Origin of the sequence: Actinomadura litoris, assembly GCF_009733595.1 — a bacterium.
Lineage (GTDB): Bacteria > Actinomycetota > Actinomycetes > Streptosporangiales > Streptosporangiaceae > Spirillospora > Spirillospora litoris.
On record NZ_WOFH01000025.1, the window covers coordinates 37861 to 55861 of the forward strand.

Consider the following 18001-nt stretch of genomic DNA (forward strand, 5'->3'; position numbering starts at 1 on the left):
GGGCCCGTAGATGTTGGAGACCCGCGCGTCGGGCAGCGCCGCGCGGACGCCGTCCACCACGTCGGCGGTCAGCGCCTCGCCCGCGAACACCACGGCGCGCGGCGCGGCCCGCAGCCCGCCCGCCAACAGCCGCGCGAACGCCGACGGCACGCCGCTGACCAGGCTGACGGGGCCGAGCGGGGCGTCCCGGTCGGCGAGCGCCAGCAGGTCCGGGACGATCTCGACGGCGCCGCCCGACACCAGCGGCCCGAACAGCTCGAACACCGACACGTCGAAGGTGAGCGACGTCGACAGCAGCACGCGCGCGAAGTCGGCGCCGCCGAACTCGCGGGCCGCCCATTCGAGCAGGCCGGTGACCGAGCGGTGCTCGACGACGACGCCCTTCGGCCGTCCCGTCGAGCCGGAGGTGAAGATGACGTAGGCGGGGTGGCCGGGCAGCGGCGCGGGCCGCTCGGCGGCGGTGAGCGGGAGCGGGTCCAGGCCCGCGAGCGCCGCGGCGGTCTCCGGCGCGTCGGTGAGCACGACCGGCACGCCGCGGTCGGGGACGGCCCCGGCCGTCGCCGCCGACGCGAGCACCACGGCGGGCGCCGCGTCGGCCAGCATGAACGCGACCCGCTCGGCGGGGTGGGCGGGGTCGATCGGCAGGTAGGCGCCGCCCGCCTTCAGCACGGCCAGCAGCGCGACGACCGCGCCCGCGTCCCGCTCCAGGCACACCCCGACGACCGACTCGGGGCCGACGCCGCGGCCGGTGAGGAGCCGCGCGAGCCGGTTGGCCCGCGCGTCCAGCTCCGCGTAGGAGAGGGTCGCGCCGCCGTGGACCACCGCGTCGGCGCCGGGCGTCCGCGCGACCTGCGCCTCGACCATCTCCGCGACGGTGGACGCGGCGACCGGCACGGCGGTGTCGTTCCACTCGACGAGCACGCGCCGCTCCTGCGCCTCGTCCAGGACGCGGACGAGGCCGAGCGGCAGGTCCGCGCCGCCGTCCACGGCGCGCTCCAGCGCCTCGACGAGGTTCGCCGCCGCCGCGCCGACCAGCAGCCCGACCGCGTGCGGGTCGACCGGCGCGACCGCGTCGACGTCCACCTCGATCGCGTCCCCGTCGTCGTTCACGGAGACCATCAGCGGGTAGTTCGTGCGCTCCTCGAAGAACACCAGCCGGATGCCGCGCAGCGGGTCCTCGCGGTCGCCGCCGCCCGAGCCGTCGTCGGGGTCCTTCGGGTCGTGGCGGTAGTTGAACAGGGAGGTGAACAGCGGCACGTCGCCGGTGACGCCGCTGGCGCGCTGCGCGACGGCGAGCGGGGCGTGCTCGTGCTCCAGCAGGTCGGCGAGCTGGCCGCGCATCGCCGCGACGGCGTCCAGCACGCCCGGCTCGCCTGTCCGGACGCGCACCGGCAGCGTGTTCATGAACGGGCCGGGCACCCGGTCGGACCCCTCGCCGGAGTTCATCCGGCCGAACAGGACGGTGCCGAACACCACGTCCTCGCGCCCGGACACCGCCGCGAGCACCCGCGCCCACACGACGTGCAGGATCGTCGCGGGGCTGGCGCCGACGCGGCGCGCGACGTTGCGCAGCCGGGCGTCGAGGTCGGCGGGGAACGCGACCGTCGCGCGGACGGACCCGGCGCCGTCGCCGCGCACGTCGGCCAGGCCGAACGGCGCGGTCGGCTCCTCGACGTCGCCGAGCAGCTTGGCGAAGAACCGGGCGTGCTCGGCGCGGTCCATGCCGCCGCGCGCCTGCGCGACGAAGTTGCGGAACGGCAGCGGCTCGGGCAGCGCGTCGTCGCGCCCGGCGAGCATGTCCTTCACCTCGTCGAGGACGACCTCCAGCGCGGTGTGGTCGCGGACCATGTGGTGGCCCCGCACCAGCGCCACCCAGCCGCCACCGGGCACCGCGGCGACGTGCGCGTCCATCAGCGGCGCGCGGCCGAGGTCGAGCGACCGGCCCCCGGCCGCCGCGAGGAGCCGCCCCGCCGGGTCGGCCTCGCCCGGCTCCAGCGCCACCTCCTCGACCGGCAGGACGGCGTCGCGCCACACGACCTGCACCGGCTCCGGCAGCCCTTCCCACAGCACGGACGTCCGGAAGATGTCGTGCCGGTCGACCACGCGTTGCAGCGCGGCCAGGAAGGCGTCGAGCCGCTCGCGCGACTCGAACTCCAGGACGGCGGGCATGACGTAGGCGTCGTCGCCGCCCTCGGCGATGAGGTGGTGGAACAGCAGGCCCTCCTGGAGGGGGGCCAGCGGGTACACGTCGGCGAGGTTCGCCGCGCCGCCGTCGACGGACGCGACGATCCGGTCGACGTGGTCCTGCGACAGCTCCACCATCGGCAGCATGCCGGGGGTGATCGCGGTCGCGCCGTCGGGGATCATCCGGTCGGGGACGGCGACCCGCACCGCGCCGGAGGACGCGGCGACGCCCGCCGGGGTCGGCGCCTGGAAGAACGCCCGGACCGACACCGACACGCCCCGCGACTGGAGCAGCGCCACCAGCCGGATCGCCAGCAGCGACTGGCCGCCGAACCGGAAGAAGTCGTCGTCGACGCCGACCGTGTCGACGCCGAGGACCTCCGCGAAGGCCGCGCACAGGATTTCCTCCCGCACGTTCGCCGGGCCCCGGCCCGCGCCCGCCCCGGCCGCGAAGTCCGGCGCGGGGAGCGCGGCGCGGTCGAGCTTGCCGTTCGCGGTCAGGGGCAGCGCGTCCAGCACGACGACGGCGGAGGGCACCATGAACTCGGGCAGCCGCCCGGCGACCCACCCGCGCACGTCGTCGGGCAGCGCGTCGCCCCCGTCCCCGGCCGGGACCACGTAGGCGACCAGGTGGACGGTCCCCGGCGCGTCCTCGCGCGCGACGACCGCCGCCTGCGCGACCCGCGGGTGCGCCGCGACGACCGCCCGGACCTCGCCGGGCTCGATGCGGAACCCGCGGACCTTCACCTGGTCGTCGGCGCGGCCGAGGAACTCCAGCCGGGCGTCGGCGTTCCACCGGACGCGGTCGCCGGTGCGGTAGAGGCGCTCCCCCGCCGCGAACGGCGAGGCGACGAACCGCTCCGCCGTCAGCGCGGGGCGGCCCGCGTAGCCGCGCGCGAGGTTGGCCCCCGCGACGTACAGCTCGCCGGGGACGCCGCGCGGCACGGGACGCAGCCGCTCGTCCAGGACGAGGGCGCGGGTGTTGCCCACCGGCCGGCCGATCACCGGCGCGGGGGCGTCGGCGACGCGGGCGATCGCCGTGTCCACGGTGCACTCGGTCGGCCCGTAGAGGTTGAAGGCCGTGACGCCGTCCGCCGCGCGGAGCAGCTCCCATGTCCTCGCGGGCAGCGCCTCGCCGCCGAGGCCGACGCGGCTCGGGCGGTGCGGGCCCTCCAGCAGGCCCGCGTCCGCCAGCGCCTGGAAGTAGGACGGGGTGACCTCCACGAAGTCGACGCGGTTCTCATGCAGCCAGCGGACCAGGAGTGAGGCGTCCCGCCAGGTGACACCGTCCACGATGTGCAGCGCGTGGCCGGTGAACAGGGCGGCGAGCTGGTTCCAGGACGCGTCGAACGACACCGAGGTCGTCAGCGCCACCCGCGTCCGCCCCCCGCCGTAGAGCGCCTCGTGGTGCCCCTCGCACAGCCCGGTGATCGCGCGGTGCTCGACCACCACGCCCTTCGGCCGTCCCGTCGACCCGGACGTGTAGATCACGTAGGCGGGGTGGCGGGGAAGCAGCGGCGCGGTCCGCTCGCCGGGGGCGAGCGGACCGCCGTCGACGCCCTCCAGGGCGGCGTCGTCCAGGACGAGGCGCGGCGCGCCCTCGGGCAGCGCCGCCGCGGCCGTCGCCGTGGTGAGGACGGTGACGGGCGCGGCGTCCTCGATCATGTAGGCGATGCGGTCGGCCGGGTACTCCGGGTCGAGCGGAACGTAGGCGCCGCCCGCCTTCAGCACACCGAGAATCGCCACGATCAGCTCGGCACCGCGCTCCAGGCACACCCCGACCCGCGCCTCGGGCCCGACCCCGCGAGCGATCAGCGACCGGGCGAGCCGGTTCGCGCGCTCGTCGGTCTCGGCGAAGGTCAGTGTGACGCCGTCGAAGACGAGCGCCGGGGCGTCCGGCGTCCGCGCGGCCTGCTTCTCGAACAGCTCCGCGAGCGTGGCGGCCTCGACCTCGCGGGCGGTGTCGTTCCACTCGGCCAGGACGAGCCGCCGCTCGCCCTCGTCCAGGACCTCCACCGCGCTCAGCCGCGTCTCCGGCGCCGCCACCAGCTCCCGGACGACGCGGGCGAACAGCGTCGTGATCCGCTCGATCGTCGCGATCTCGAACAGGTCGGCCGCCGCGACGACGCCGCCGCGCAGCCCGGCCGGGGCGCGAGCGGCGTCGAAGAACTCGTCGAAGGTCCAGTCGAGGTCGAACTTCGCCGCCGCCGAAGCCGCCGCCGAGGGCGCGGGGCCGGACCGGGCGGGGCCGGGTTCGGGCTCCGCCGCATCCAGGACGGTCCGCTCGTTGTTCTGGACCTTCAGCATCACCTGGAACAGCGGGTGCCGGGAGAGCGACCGCGCCGGGGACAGCTCCTCCACCAGCCGCTCGAACGGCACGTCCTGGTGTTCGAGCGCCGTCCACCCGGTGTCGCGGACGCGGGCCAGCACCTCGCGGAACGTCGGGTCGCCCGACAGGTCCGTCCGGATGACGAGCGTGTTGATGAAGAACCCGACCAGGTCGTCCAGGGCCTCGTCGGTCCGGCCCGCGGCGGTCGTCCCCATCGGAATGTCGGTGCCCGCGCCGAGCCGCGACAGCAGCACCGCCATCGCGGCCTGCACGACCATGTAGCTGGTGACGCCCTCCGCCTGCGCCAGCTCGACGAGGCGCGCGTGGACGGGGGCGGGGATGTCGACCGCCACCTCGTGCCCGCGGTGGGAGGAGACCTCCGGGCGCGGGCGGTCGAACGGCAGCGCCAGCTCCTCCGGGGCGCCCGCCAGCGCGTCCTTCCAGTACGCCACCTGGCGCGACATGACGCTGTCCGGGTCGTTCTCGTCGCCCAGCAGCTCCCGCTGCCACAACGCGTAGTCCGCGTACTGCACCGGGAGCGGCTCCCACTCCGGCTCCCGCCCCTCGACGCGGGCCGCGTAGGCGGTCGACACGTCCCTGGTGAGCAGGCCCATCGACCAGCCGTCGCTCGCGATGTGGTGCATCGTCACCACGAGGACGCGCTCGTCCGGACCGGCCTGGAACAGCCACGCCCGGATCGGGATCTCGGCCTCCAGGTCGAACACGTGCTCTGACGCCTCGGCGATCGCGACGTCCAGGTCGGCGGGGTCGACCTCGGCCACCGACAGCGCCCAGTCCAGCTCGTCGGGCTTCAGGACGCGCTGGTAGGGCTCGCCGTCCACGGCCTCGTAGACGGTGCGGAGCACCTCGTGCCGGGCCAGCACGTCCAGGAACGCGCTGCCGAGCGCCGCGGCGTCGACCTCCCCGGGCAGCCGCAGCACCCGGGAGATGTCGTAGGTCGCGCTCGGGCCGTCGAGCTGCGCGATGAACCACAGCCGCCGCTGCGCATACGACAACGGAACCATCAGGAGTCCTCCCGGGTACGCATCGGCCGCAACATCGGCCTCGCTGACTGTTGTTCTCCGAGCCGCCGCGCGAGCTCCGCCACCGTCGGCGCTCCGAGCAGCACCCGCAACGGAAGCTCCACCCGCAGGACGGCCCGGATCCGGTTGACCAGGCGCACGGCGAGCAGCGAATGCCCGCCGAGGGCGAAGAAGTCGTCGTCCACCCCGACCCTCTCCAGGCCGAGGACCTGCGCGAACAATCCGCACAGGATTTCCTCCCGGCGGTTGGAGGGGCCCCGGCCCGCCCCGGCCACCACGGCGAACTCCGGCACGGGGAGCGCGTCCCGGTCCAGCTTTCCGTTCGCCGAGTACGGCAGCGCGTCGAGCACCACCACGGCCGCCGGGACCATGGAGTCCGGCAGGTGCGTCGCGGCGAACGCCCGCACGGACTCGGGCGTGACGCCCTCGTCCTTCGCGACGACATAGGCGACGAGGCGTCTGTCGGCGGCCGCGCCCGGGACCGCCATCGGTGCACCCTCGGGGGTCAGGAACTCGACCCGCCCTTCCGGGGTCCGCCGTGCCCTGGCGCCCGTGCGGTACAGGCGGTCGCCGGGCTCGTCGGATGCCGGACGTGCGTCCGCCAGATACAGATCGCCCGGCACGCCCGCGGGCACCGCGCTCCGCGAACCGTCGAGCACCTGGGCCCCGCCCAGGGGGTCGACGCTGTGCAGGGGCGGCGCCGTGCCGTCGAGGGCGTCCTCCAACGCGGGGACGAGGTTCTCGATCGCGGCCCTCATCAGGAGCGCGACCGTCCGCGCGTCGATCGGGGCGAGGGCCCCGGCCGACACCTGGATCCCGTCCCCCGTGTCGTCGATGGCGACCTCAAGGGGGAAGTTGGTGCGCTCGCGGGAGTACCGGAGCCGGATGCCCTCCTGCCCCGGACCGGCCGCGTCCTCCCGGCCGGTGACGTGCAGGTAGTTGAGGAAGGAGGTGAACAGCGGAACGTCGCCGGTGACGCCGCTCGCCCGCTGCGCCGCCGCGAGCGGCACGTGCTCGTGCTCCAGCAGGTCGCCGAGTTGGGCGCGCATGCCGGAGACGGCCGCGAGCACGTCCTGCCCGTCCGTCCGGACCCGGACGGGGAGGGTGTTGACGAAGGGCCCGGGGACCCGGTCCGCGCCGGCCCCGGCGTTCATCCGGCCGTACAGGACCGTCCCGAACACCACATCGTCGCGGCCCGACACCGCGGCGAGGACCCGCGCCCACGCCACGTGCGTCACGATCGCCACGCTGCTGCCCAGCTTCCGGGACACCTCCCGCAGCCGCGCGACCACGTCGGCCGCGAGGGGCTCCACGTGGTGGGCCACCCCGGCGCCGTCGCCCCGCACGTCCAGCACGCCGAACGGGGCCGTGGGCTCGCGGACGTCCGCGAGCAGCCCGGCGAAGTACCGCTCGTGCTCCGACTCCTCCAGCGCGGCGCGCGACCGCGCCACGAACTCGCGGAACGGCAGCGGGGCGGGCAGGTCGGCAGCGTCCCCGGAGAGGAACGCCTCCACCTCCCCGAGCAGCACGCCCATCGCGGTGTGGTCCTGCACCATGTGGTGCACCCGCACCAGCGCGAGCCACCGGTCGCCGTCGGGGGCGGTGTGGACGCTGATCAGCGGGGCGCGCCCCAGGTCCATCGAGGTGCCGACCGTCGCCACCAGCTCGGTCACCGGATCGGCGCCTGCGGGGTCCAGGGCCACCTCCTCGACGGGCAGGACGGCGCGGCGCGCGACCACCTGGACCGGCTCGCGCAGGCCCTCCCAGACGATCGACGTGCGGAGGATGTCGTGCCGGTCGACCACCTGTTGCAGCGCGCCCGTGAACGCGTCGAGCCGGGCCCGGGAGTCGAACTCCAGCACGGTCGGCATCACGTAGGCGTCATCACCGCCGTCGGCGAGGAGGTGGTGGAACAGCAGCCCTTCCTGGAGCGGGGCGAGGGGGTAGATCTCGGCGACGTTCGGCGCGCCGCCGACGGTGTTCTCGGTGATGTGGCCGATCTCCTCGGCCGACAGCTCCACCAGCGGCAGCATGTCGGGCGTGATCTGAGTGGCGCCGTCCGGGATCAGGTTCTCGGGGACCGCGCCGCGTTCCGCTCCGGCCACGTCCGCGAGCCCGGCCGGGGTCGGCGTCTGGAACAGCGCCCGCACCGAGATCGACACCCCGTGGACGCGCAGCCTTTCCACGAGCCGCACCGCGAGCAGCGAATGGCCGCCGAGGGCGAAGAAGTCGTCGTCGACGCCGACCTCGTCCACGTCGAGGACTTCGGAGAACGCCGCGCACAAGATCTTCTCGCGAGCGTTGGACGGCGCCCTCCCAGAGGTGGCACCCGTCTGCTCTGGGGCGGGAAGGGCCTTGCGGTTCAGCTTTCCGTTGGCCGTCAAAGGCAGCGCGTCCAGCACCATGAACACCGACGGCACCATGTAAGCGGGAAGGATCTGGGATACCTGAGTCCGAAGCTCGGCGGAATTCACCGCCGCATCCGAACCGGTTACGAGATATCCGACCAAGCGATCCGCGTGAACGGTGGCCGCCGCGCGTGCCACTCCCCCGAGACGCTCCAGCGCGGCCTCGACCTCGCCCAGCTCGATCCGGAAGCCGCGCACCTTCACCTGGTCATCGGTACGGCCCAGGCATTCCAGGGTTCCATCGCCGCGCCAGCGCGCCAGATCCCCCGTCCGATACATCCGAGCCGACGAAACGAACGGGCACGCCACAAAACGCTCCGCCGTCAGCCCCGGGCGGCCGAGATAACCGCGCGCCAACTGAGCCCCGGCCAGATACAGTTCCCCGGTCGCACCGACGGGAACCGGCCGCAGCGCGCCGTCCAGCACATAGGCGGAGGTGTTGAGGAAGGGGCGGCCGATCGAGACCGGGCCCGCATCGACAGGTGCGGACGTGGCCCAGATCGTCGCCTCGGTCGGCCCGTACACGTTCACCGCGTCCAGACCAAGCGCATGCATGTGGGCTGCGAGTTCCTGCGGGAGCGCCTCGCCGCCCACCAGAACACGCACCTCGGCAGGCCAGCCCTCGACGTCCAGCAACGCCCGCCACAACGACGGAACCGCCTGCACGACGGTCGCGCCGACGCTGCGCACCAACTCGGCCAGCGCCCTGGGCTCGGCCACGGTTTCCCGGTCGGCCAACACCACACGGGCGCCCGACACCAGCGGCAGGAAAAGCTCCAACGCCGCGATGTCGAACGACACCGTCGTCACCGCGACAAGCCGGTCCTCCGGGCCCAGCGGCACCCGCTCACCCATCGCCCACAGGTGGTTCACCAGGGCGCCGTGACCGACCACCACGCCCTTCGGACGACCCGTCGACCCCGACGTATGAATCACATACGCCGAATCACCCGGCTCCAGTAGCGCACGCTTTTCCAGCGGCTTCCCGGAAAGGTCGAGGTCCTCCAGAACCAGCACGTCGGCAAGGTCCGATGGCAGAACCCCGGCCGTGGCCTTCGACGCCAGGACGCACACCGGCGAAGCATCGTCCAGCACGAAACCAATGCGCTCCGCCGGATACTCCGGATCCACCGGAACATACGCGCCACCGGCCTTCAACACCGCCAGCAACGACACCACCAGATCCACCGACCGCTCCACCACCACCGCGACCAGCGACCCGACACCCACACCACGCCCGACCAACAACCGCGCCAAACAACCGGCCCGAGCATCCAACTCCGCGAACGTCAACGACACATCACCCGACACCACCGCCACCGAATCCGGAGCGGCGGCCGCACGCGCCTCGAACCACTCCACCACCGACCCGTGCGGGACGTCGGCGGCCGTGTCGTTCCAGCCGGTGAGGATTCGCGTCCGCGAGGCGGTGTCGAGGATCTCCAGGGCGCCGAGGGACGTCTCGGGGCCGCCGTCGAGGGCTCGTTCCAGTGCCGCGACGAGGTGTTCGGTGGCCGCGTGCACCATCGCGCCCACGGCGAGCGGGTCGATCGGCGGGACGGCGTCGATGGTCGCGGCCATGCCGTCGCCGTCGTCGTCGACCGCGAGCGCGACCGGGTAGTTGGTGCGTTCGCGGGACGACAGGAGGCGGATGCCGCGCGTCGCCTCGTCCTGGGCCTCGGTGTCCGGTCGGCCGCCGGTGTTGTAGCGGTAGTTGAGGAACGAGGTGAACAGCGGCGTGTCGCCCGCGACGCCGCTCGCCCGCTGCGCCGCCGCGAGCGGCGCGTGCTCGTGTTCGAGCAGTTCGGCGAGTTGGCCCCGCATCGCCGCGACCGCGTCCACGACGCCGGGTCCGCGGGTGCGGACCCGGACGGGCAGCGTGTTCATGAAGGGGCCGGGGACCTGGTCCGCGCCGGCGCCCGCGTTCATCCGGCCGAACAGGACCGTCCCGAACACGACGTCGTCGCGGCCGGACACGGCGGCGAGGACCCGCGCCCACACCAGGTGCATGAGGGTCGCCGGGCTCGCTCCCAGCCGCCGCGCGCTCTCGCGGAGCCGGGTGTTGAGCGCGGGCGCGAAGGGGATCGTCTCGCGGACGAGCCCGGTGCCGTCCCCGTGGACGTTCACGATCCCGAACGGCGCGGTCGGCTCCTCGACGTCGCCGAGCAGCCCCGCGAAGTACCGTTCGTGTTCGGAGCGTTCGACGCCGCCGCGCGCCTGGGCGACGAAGTTCCGGAACGGCAGCGGGGCCGGGAGGGAGTCGCCGCGCCCCGCGAGGAAGGCCCGCACCTCGTCGAGCAGCACCTCCAGCGCGGTGTGGTCCTGGACGACGTGGTGCACCCGCGCGACCGCCAGCCAGCGGCCGGTGCCGGGGACGGCGGCGGCGTGCAGGGTGATCAGCGGCGCGCGGCCGAGGTCCATGGCAAGGCCCGCGGCGCTGAGCAGCTCTCCGGCCGGGTCGGCGGCCGAGGGGTCCAGGACGACCTCGGTGAGGGGCACCGACGCGTTCCGCCACACCACCTGGACCGGCTCGCGCAGCCCCTGCCAGACGAGGGACGTCCGGAAGATGTCGTGCCGCGCGACGACGAGGTCCAGGGCCTGGACGAAGCCGTCGAGCAGCGTCCGGGAGTCGAACTCCAGCAGGGTCGGTAGGACGTAGGCGTCCTCGCCGCCCTCCGCCATGAGGTGGTGGAAGACGAGCCCCTCCTGGAGGGGGGCGAGGGGATAGACGTCGGCGATGTTCGCGGCGCCGCCCGGCACGGCCGCGGTGACGCGCCCGATCTCCTCGGCGGTCAGCTCCACCAGCGGCAGCATGTCGGGGGTGATCTCGGTGGCGCCGTCGGGGATCAGGTTCGGCGGCACCTCCACGGCCCCGGCGCCCGCCGCGGCGGCGAGCCCGGCGGGGGTCGGGGTCTCGAACAGCGCCCGCACCGAGACGGGGACGCCGCGCCCGCGCAGCCGCTCCACGAGGCGGATCGCGAGCAGGGAGTGCCCGCCGAGCGCGAAGAAGTCGTCCTCCGCGCCGACACCGTCCAGGCCGAGGATCTCGGCGAACACCGCGCACATGATCTCTTCGCGGGGCGTGGCGGGGCCGCGCCCGGACGCGGCCGGGAGCGGTTCGGGCGCCGGGAGGTTCGCGACGTCGACCTTGCCGTTCGGTGTGAGCGGCAGCTCCGCGAGCGTCACGAACGCCGCCGGGACCATCGACTCGGGCAGGTGCTCGCGCAGGAAGTCCCGCAGCTCGGCCGGGTCGACGTCCGCGCCGGGCGCCGGGACGACGTAGGCCGCCAGCCGCCGGTCCGATGCCTTCGGGGCCCGCCGGGCCGCGGGGACGAGCCGTCCGTCCGGGGTCCAGCGGACGCGGTCGCCGGTCCGGTGGAGCCGCTCGCCCGGGACGAAGGGGCTGGCGATCGGCGCGCCGCCCTCCCGTCCCGCGACGTAGAGGTCGCCGGCGACACCGGCGGGGACGGGCGCGAGGCCCTCGTCCAGGACGTAGACGGGGCCGCCGCCGGCGGTGCTCCATTCGGTGAGGATCCGGTGGCGTTCGGCGTCGTCGAGGACGTCCACGGCGCTCAGCCGGGTGTCGGGCGCCCCGGTCAGCCGGTCCAGGACCCGCGTCAGGCGCGCGGCGAGCGTCGCGGCCGACCCCGCGTCGAACAGGTCGGCGGCGGCGATCACCGAGCCGCGCAGCCCGGCGGGCGCGCCGTCCGCGCCGAAGACCTCGCTGACCGGCACCTCAAGGTCGAACTTGGCGACCGGCGGGCCGGGCGGCGGCGCGTCGGAGCCCGCGTCGGACGGGTCCAGGACGGTGCGGGTGGTGTTCTGGAGCGTCAGCATCGTCTGGAACAGCGGCTGCCGCGCCAGCGACCGGGCCGGGGACAGGTCCTCGACGAGCCGCTCGAACGGGACGTCCTGGTGCTTGAGCGCGGCGAGCCCGGTCGCGCGGACCCGGGCGAGGACCTCCCGGAACGTGGGGTCGCCGGACAGGTCGGTCCGCATGACGAGCGTGTTGACGAAGAACCCGACGAGGTCGTCCAGCGCCTCGTCGGTGCGCCCGGCGACGTCGGTGCCGATCGGGATGTCGGTGCCCGCGCCGAGGCGGGAGAACAGCACCGCCAGCGCCGCCTGGAGCACCATGTAGGTCGTGGCGCCCTCGGCGCGCGCGAGGTCGGCGAGCCGCGCGTGCACCCGCGCCGGGACCTCCAGCGGCGCGCGGTGCCCCCGGTAGGACGCGACGGACGGGCGCGGCCGGTCGTAGGGCAGGTCCAGCTCCTCCGGGACGCCCGCGAGGGCCTCCCGCCAGTACGCGAGCTGGCGGGAGACCACGCTGCCCGGGTCGTTCTCGTCGCCGAGCAGCTCCCGCTGCCAGAGCGCGTAGTCGGCGTACTGGACGGGCAGCGGCTCCCACCCGGGCGCGCCGCCCCGGCTCCGCGCCGCGTAGGCGGCGGCGATGTCGCGGGTGAGCGGCTCGACGGACCAGCCGTCGGCGGCGATGTGGTGCAGCACGACGATCAGCACCCGCGCGCCCGAGCCGGTGTCGAACAGCCACGCCCGGACCGGCACCTCGCCCGCGAGGTCGAAGGGGTGCGCGGACGCGTCCGCGACCGCGCCGTCCAGGTCGTCCGGAGCCACCTCGGCGGTCTGGAGGGCCCACTCCAGCTCGCCGGACTTCAGGATGCGCTGGTGGGGCTCGCCGTCGACGGCGGCGAACACCGTCCGCAGCACCTCGTGGCGCTCGATGACGTCGCGGAGCGCCGCGTCCAGGCAGGCCGGGTCGACCTCGCGCGGGAGGCGCAGGACGATCGGCATGTTGTAGGTGGCGCCCGGCCCTTCGAGCCGGTCGATGAACCAGAGCCGGCGCTGGGCGAACGACAGCGGGACCATCAGGACTCCTCCCCGGCGCGCATCCGCCGCAGCGCGGGCCGCCGCGTCCGCTCCTCGCCGAGCCGCGCCTGCTCGTCGAGCCGCGCCGCGAGCCCGGCGACGGTCGGCGCCTCGAACAGCGTCACGATGTCGGTCTCGACGCCGAGCGCCGCGCGGATCCGGCTGACGAGCCGGACCGCGAGCAGCGAGTGCCCGCCGAGCGCGAAGAAGTCGTCGTCGACACCGACCCGCTCCAGCCCGAGGACCTGCGCGAACGCCGCGCAGAGCGCCTCCTCCCTGGGATCGGACGGCCCCCGGGATACGGGCGCGGTGCGACGGGGGGCGGGTAGCGCGCCGTGGTCGAGCTTGCCGTTGGCGGTCAGCGGCAGCTCCGCCAGCGCCATCAGCGCCGCCGGGACCATCGACTCGGGCAGGTGGGCGCGGACGAACTCCCTCAGCTCCGCCTCGTCGATGGCCGCGCCGGGCGCGGGCACGACGTAGGCGACGAGCCGCCTGTCCCCGGCCCGGACGGGAGTGTCCGGGGGTTTCAGGAGGTCGAGGGTGCCGTCGCGGGTCCAGCGGGCGCGCTCACCCGTCGGGCGCATCATCGCGCCCGGCTCGAACGGGCACGCCACCAGGCTCTCCTCGGCGCTGTCCGGCGAGGGGAGGACGTAGAGGTCGCCCGGCACCCCCGGCGGGACGGGACGGAGCCCCTCGTCCAGGACGTAGGCGGACTCCTTCGCGCTCCAGTCGCCGAGCACCCGGCGCCGCTCGGCGTCGCCGAGGACGTCCACGGCGCCCACCGGCAGGCCCGGGTCGCCGGTCACCGCGCCCAGCACCCGCGCGAGCCGCCCCCCGATCAGCTCGACCGACTCCGGGTCGAAAAGGTCCGCCGCGCCGACCACCGAGCCGCGCAGCCCGGCCGGGGCGCCGTGCGCGTCGAACGCCTCGCCGACCGACACGTCCAGGTCGAACTTCGCCACGGTCAGGCCGGTGGACACGCCGCCGGTGTCCGCGCCCGGCAGGTCCAGGTCGGCGCCCTCGTTGTTGTGCACCGACAGCATCACCTGGAACAGCGGGTGCCGCGACCGCGACCGCGCCGGGGACAGCTCCTTCACCAGCCGCTCGAACGGCACGTCCTGGTGCGCGAACGCAGCCAGGCTGCGCTCCCTGACCCGCGACAGGACCTCGCGGAACGTCGGGTCGCCGGACAGATCCGTCCGGACGACGAGCGTGTTCACGAAGAACCCGACCAGGCCGTCCAGCGCGTCGTCGGTGCGCCCGGCGACGTCCGACCCGATCGGGACGTCCGCGCCCGCGCCGAGCCGCGACAGCAGGACGGCCAGCGCCGCCTGGAGCACCATGAACGTGGTGACGCCCTCCTCGCGCGCCACCTTGAGCAGCCGCGCGTGGGTCTCGGGCGAAACGTCGAGCGATGCCTCATGCCCCTGGTAGGACGCGACCCGCGGCCGCGGGCGGTCGGCCGGGAGCGGCAGCTCCTCCGGGGCGCCCGCCAGCGCGTCCCGCCAGTACGCGAGCTGTTCGGAGATGACGCTTCCGGGGTCGTTCTCATCGCCGAGCAGCTCCCGCTGCCAGAGCGCGTAGTCGGCGTACTGGACGGGCAGCGGGTCCCACTTCGGCACCCGGCCCTCGCTCCGCGCCAGGTACGCGGCCGAGACGTCCCGGGCCAGCAGGCCCATCGACCAGCCGTCGCCCGCGATGTGATGGATCGTCACCACGAGGACGCGCTCGTCCCGCCCCGCCTCGAACAGCCACGCGCGGATCGGCGCCTCGACCGCCAGGTCGAACGCGTACCCGGCGGCCCGCGCGACCGCGCCGGGCAGGCCGTCCGGGGCGACCGCGGCCGTCTCCAACCGCCAGCCGAGCCGGTCGATGTCGATCACGTGCTGGTACGGCTCGCCGTCCTCGGTGGGGAACACCGTGCGCAGCACCTCGTGGCGCTCGACGACGTCCCGCAGCGCCGCGCCGAGCGCCACCGGGTCGACGTCGCCGGACAGCCGCAGCGCGATCGGGATGTTGTAGGTGGCGCTCGGGCCCTCCAACTGCCGGATGAACCAGAGCCGCTGCTGGGCGAACGACAGCGGTACCCGCTCCGGACGCTTCCGGGGCGTCAGCGCCAGCCTGGCCGCGGCGGCCTCGCCGAGCCGGGCGGCGAGCCCGGCGACCGTGGGCGCCTCGAACAGCGCCCGCAGCGGCACCTCCACACCCAGGACCTTCCGGACGCGGCTGACCAGCCGGGTCGCCAGCAGCGAATGCCCGCCCAGCACCCGGAAGAAGTCGTCATCGACACCGACCCGCTCCAGCCCGAGCACCTCCGCGAACAACCCGCAGAGGATCTCCTCGTGCATGCCGGACGGCGCACGGCCCGTGCCCGACTGCTTCGGGTCGCTCTCCGGGGCAGGCGCCGGGTCGTTCTGCTCGATGACCAGGCGGCCGTCGAACGTCCAGCGGGCGCGGTCGCCCGTCCTTCGCACGGGGCCGTCCGGCTCGGCGGCGGTGTGCAGGTCGCCCACGACCCCGGCCGGGACGGGACGCATCTCCGCGTCCAGGATGTGAGCCGATTCGCTGGCGCTCCAGGCATCCACCTCGCGCCGCTCGGCTTCGTCGCGCACGTCGAGGGTGCTCAGTCTCGTCTCGGGGTCGGCCGACAGCACCTCCAGCACCCGCGCCCACCGGCGTCCCAACCGCCGAGCGGAATCGGGCTCGAACAGGTCCGCGGCCGCGACCAGCCCACCGCGCAACCCCGCCGGAGCACCGTCCGCGCCGGTCGTCTCCGCGACACCGAACTCAAGGTCGAACTTGGCGGCGGACGCCCCGGTCGCCACTCCGTCGGCGTGTACGCCGGAGAGTTCCAGTTCCGCCTGGACGTTGTTCTGCAACGTCAGCGACACCTGGAAGAGCGGGTGCCGCGCCATCGACCGGGACGGTGACAACTCCTCCACCAGCCGCTCGAACGGCACGTCCTGATGGGCGTAGGCCGCGAGGCTGCGCTCCCTGACCCGCGACAGGACGTCGCGGAACGACGGATCACCCGACAGGTCGGTCCGGACGACCAGCGTGTTGACGAAGAAGCCGACCAGGCCGTCCAGCGCCGCGTCCGTCCGCCCGGCCACCGCCGACCCGATCGGCACATCGGTCCCCGCACCCAAACGCGACAGCAGCATCGCCAACGCGGCCTGCAACACCATGAACGTCGTCACGCCCTCGGCGCGGGCGACCTCGGCGAGCCGCGCGTGGACCTCTGCCGGAGCATCAAGCGGGACGTCGTGCCCCTTCCGCGACGGAACCAGTGGACGCGGACGGTCGAACGGCAACCCCAGTTCCTCGGGGACGCCTGCCAGCGCCTCGCGCCAGTACGCCACCTGACCCGAGATCAAACTGCCGGGATCCGCCTCGTCGCCCAGCACCTGCCGCTGCCACAGCGTGTGGTCGGCGTACTGGACGGGCAGCGGTTTCCAGTCGGGGACGTGGCCGCGGCTTCGCGCCGCGTACGCGGTCGACAGGTCCCGGGCCAGCGGGTCCATCGACCAGCCGTCACTGGCGATGTGGTGCAGCACGACGAGGAGGACACGCTCGTCCTGCCCCGTCCCGAAAAGCCACGCCCGGATCGGCACCTCGACCGCCAGGTCGAACGCGTACCGGGCCGCCTCCGCGACGGTGCCGCCGGGCGCGGTCTCCAGCTCCCAGTCCAGCTCGTCGATGCCGACGACGCGCTGGTAGGGCTCGCCGTCCGCGACCGGGAACACGGTGCGCAGCACCTCGTGCCGGCCGATCACATCCCGCAGCGCCAAACCCAAAGCCTTGACGTCCACCGCACCCGCGAGCCGCAACGCGATCGGGACGTTGTAGGTGGCGCTCGGACCCTCCAACTGCTCGATGAACCACAACCGCCGCTGCCCATACGACAACGGAACCCGCTCCGGCCGCTCCATCACGGTCAGCGGGGCGCGTGCCTCTCCCGCGCCGGTCAGCCGCTCGGCGAGACCGGCCACCGTGGGCGCCTCGAACAGCGTGCGGATCTCGGTCTCCACGCCCAGGACGACCCGGATCCGATCAACGAGCCGGACCGCCAGCAGCGAGTGCCCGCCCAGGTCGAAGAAGTCGTCGTCGACGCTGACGTTGTCGAGGCCGAGGACTTCGGCGAACGCGGCGCACAGGATCTCCTCGCGGATGTTGGAGGGCGCGCGTCCTTGTCCGGCGGACCCGGCGAAGTCGGGGGCGGGGAGGGCTTTGCGGTCGAGTTTGCCGTTGCCGGTCAGCGGCAGCGCCTCCAGCACCACGACGGCGGAGGGGACCATGTGCTCGGGAAGCCGCTGCGCCGCGAACTGCCGCACGACCGTCGCGAGCCCCTCGTCCTCGGGGTCGTCCGCGACGATGTAGGCGACCAGCCGCAACTCACCGGGAGTGTCCTGGCGGGCGACGACGGCGGCCTGGCTCACCCGGGAGTGCGCGTTGAGGACGGCTTGGACCTCGCCCGGCTCGATCCGGAAGCCGCGGATCTTGACCTGGTCGTCGGCGCGGCCCGCGAAGACCAGGAGACCGTCCTGCGTCCACCGGACGCGGTCACCCGTCCGATACATGCGCTCACCGGGAATGAACGGGCACGCCACGAACCGCTCCGCCGTCAGCCCAGCACGCCCGACATAACCCCGGGCCAACTGGGCCCCGGCGACATACAGCTCCCCCACCACACCCGGAGCCACCGGACACAGGAACTCATCCAGCACGAACACGCGGGTGTTCCCGACCGGCGATCCCACCGGAACGACGCCGCCCGACGAAAGCCGGGTGGTCGTCACACCGATCGTCGCCTCGGTGGGGCCGTAGTGGTTGAACACCGCGCATTCACCCGCAGCCTCAACCAGTTCCCGCACCCACTCCGGAGGCGCAGCCTCACCACCCAGAACCAGCGACCGGGCAGGCAGCACATTCCGCGCCCCCGCGACCGACGACAACGCCGCCAAATGCGACGGAACAGCCTTCACATAATCGATCCCATGCTCGGCCAGATACCCCGACACCGCGCCCGGGTCGGTCACGGCCTCCTCCGGCAGGATGTGCAACTCCCCACCGGTCGCCAAACTCGCGAACACCACCGTGTTACCCAGGTCGGTGACCTGCGCCTGAAGCAGCGCATACTTCCCACCCGGCGC

Annotated in this window: 3 protein-coding genes (1 of these 3 cut by a window edge); all 3 read right to left on the reverse strand. The window is 74.1% G+C overall.

Annotated elements, in window-relative coordinates; genetic code table 11:
- Tightly spaced (each overlapping or abutting the next), the 3 genes in view from GNZ18_RS40420 to GNZ18_RS40430 form a layout consistent with a single transcriptional unit that may run on beyond the window.
- Positions 1-5538: the 5' portion of a non-ribosomal peptide synthetase gene (locus tag GNZ18_RS40420; RefSeq protein WP_156222853.1), read on the reverse strand. Its footprint begins 11247 nt before the window's first position; 5538 of the gene's 16785 nt are visible here — the first part of the coding sequence; its start codon is at positions 5536-5538; its stop codon lies off the left edge, out of view.
- On the reverse strand, positions 5538-12848 hold the full coding sequence (locus GNZ18_RS40425; RefSeq protein ID WP_156222856.1) for a non-ribosomal peptide synthetase: 7311 nt from the start codon (positions 12846-12848) through the stop codon (positions 5538-5540). The genes GNZ18_RS40420 and GNZ18_RS40425 overlap by 1 nt, the downstream gene beginning before the upstream one ends.
- Complete coding sequence (locus GNZ18_RS40430; protein WP_376766301.1) at positions 12848-17980, reverse strand: condensation domain-containing protein; 5133 nt, start codon at positions 17978-17980, stop codon at positions 12848-12850. Before GNZ18_RS40430 ends, GNZ18_RS40425 begins: the two co-directional genes overlap by 1 nt.
- Positions 17981-18001 lie beyond the last annotated feature (21 nt).

What these genes read in the sequence shown, in the direction of transcription:
- GNZ18_RS40425 (WP_156222856.1), bottom strand. Translation starts at nt 12,848, where the DNA reads ATGGTCCCGCTGTCGTTCGCCCAGCGCCGGCTCTGGTTCATCGACCGG.